Annotated in this window: 1 protein-coding gene; it reads left to right on the top strand. The window is 70.3% G+C overall.

Annotation, left to right across the window (positions count from 1 at the left end; genetic code table 11):
• A partial coding sequence (locus J0670_RS37435; RefSeq protein ID WP_207817235.1) for an alkaline phosphatase family protein occupies positions 1 to 1,693 on the top strand: 1,693 nt, incomplete at both ends.

Raw genomic sequence — 1,693 nt, forward strand, 5'->3', positions numbered from 1 at the left:
GGGGGCAGCGGCAACCTGATCGTCAACGGCGACGCGGAGGCCGGCGGTTACTGCACCAACGACTGGAGCGCCGCCAGCACCGCCCCCGGCTGGACGGTCGAGGCCGGCGGCATCGACGTCATGTGCCACTCCGCGGGCTCCTTCGGCCTGCCGAACGACGGCCGCACGCCCGGCAAGGCCTTCTTCGGGCCGGGCAACTTCGGCGACGGCGCGATGGCGCAGACCGTCAGCGTCTCCTCGGCCGCCACGGCGATCGACGCCGGCGGGGTGCACTACAACCTCTCGGGCTGGCTCGGTGGTTGGGCCGCCTATAGCGGCTACGCCACCGTCAGCCTGCACTTCCAGGACGCCGACGGGCGCCCGCTCGGCGCCACCGCGAAGCTGCCGACCGTCTCCGCGACCGACCGCGGCCTGAGCACCCGGTTCCTCTCCCGCAGCACCACCGGAGCGGTCCCGGCCGGGACCCGCTCGATCCAGGTCGAGGTGCAGTTCCTGTCCACCTCGAACGAGACCGGCTACCTGGACAACCTCTCGCTCACTCTCGACACCCCGGTCGCCGCGCCCGCGCCGCTGACCCCGCCCGCGTCCGCCGTGCCGGGCTACGACCACGTGTTCGTCGTCATGATGGAGAACACCGACTACTCCCAGATCATGAACGACCCGGCGGACACGCCGTTCATCCACAGCCTGATGTCCCAGGGCGCCACCCTCACCGACGCCCGCGCCGTCTACCACCCGAGCGACGAGAACTACCTCGCCATCGCCGGCGGCGACACCTACACCAAGGGCGCCACCTACTGGCCCAACATCAACTCCCCCCAGCGCCACCTCGGCGACACGATCGAGGAGGCCGGCAAGACCTGGAAGGCCTACGAGCAGGGCATGGGCACGCCCTGCAACACGAACAAGAACTACGACAGCTACTACATGCCCGACGACGCGCCGTTCATCAACTACACGAACGTCAGCGGCAATCCGGCCCGCTGCGCGGCGCACCTCTTCGACACCTCGCAGCTCACCACCGACCTGCGGTCCGCGGCCACCACGCCGAACTTCTCCTGGATCGCCGCCGACGACTACTACGACGGCGAGGCCTCCGGCAACGGCAGCGCCACCAGCCTGAAAGTGCAGGACGGCTGGCTGAAGCAGACCCTCGCCCCCGTGCTCTCCTCCCCGGCCTGGACCCAGGAGCGCTCCCTGCTCCTCCTGACCTGGGACGAGAGCCAGAACGAGGCCTACAACCACGTCGCCACCGTCGTCGTCGGCTCGCAGGGCACCGTCCCGGCCGGGACCAGCAGCCCGCTGCACTACGACCACTACGGCATCGGCCGCACCATGGAAGCCGCCCTCGGCCTGCCGGGGTTGACCGGAAACGACACCTACGCGACGCCCCTCAACGCCGCCTTCGCGCCGTCCACGGCGGCCACGCCGACGCTCACCGGCACCCTGAACGCGGTGGCGAACGGCGGCAACGTCACTCTCCGCTACGCCGTGCCGAACGCCTCGCAGGCCGGCGCGAAGAACTGGGTCGGCATCTACCCCGCGGGCGTGACCCCTGGCTCCCAGTCCGCGCTGACCTGGTCCTACACGCCGAACCAGAGCGGCGCGGTCACCCTCTCCACGACCAAGCTGAACGGCGCCGGCACGTACGACGCCTACTACCTGGCCAACGACGGCTACTCGGTGCTGGCAG

Origin of the sequence: Streptomyces sp. FH025 (assembly GCF_017427025.1) — a bacterium.
GTDB lineage: Bacteria > Actinomycetota > Actinomycetes > Streptomycetales > Streptomycetaceae > Kitasatospora.